Annotated in this window: 1 pseudogene; it reads left to right on the top strand. The window is 45.6% G+C overall.

Annotated features, from left to right (window positions below):
• Window positions 1-3 precede the first annotated feature (3 nt).
• A pseudogene (locus AAEY78_RS13795) lies at window positions 4-259 on the top strand (glycine cleavage system aminomethyltransferase GcvT); the annotation flags it as partial.

The raw sequence follows: 259 nt of genomic DNA, 5'->3' as shown, positions 1-259 counted from the left end.
GGGATAATAATGGCTAGCAAGACTGTACTTTTTAACAAGCATTTAGAATCTAAAGCCAAAATGGTTGATTTCCACGGTTGGGAAATGCCGATTAACTACGGCTCTCAAATCGAAGAACATCACGCAGTACGTCAAGATGCAGGCATGTTCGACGTGTCGCACATGACCGTAGTTGACGTTACCGGCAGCGATGCTTGTGCCTTCTTACGTAAGTTACTTGCTAACGATGTCGCCAAACTTACCGTACCTGGTAAAGCCC

It is taken from the genome of Psychrobacter sp. 16-MNA-CIBAN-0192 (assembly GCF_040309565.1).
Lineage (GTDB): Bacteria > Pseudomonadota > Gammaproteobacteria > Pseudomonadales > Moraxellaceae > Psychrobacter.
Note: the sequence above shows the minus strand (reverse complement) of the source record. Positions and strands in the feature narration are given on the sequence as shown.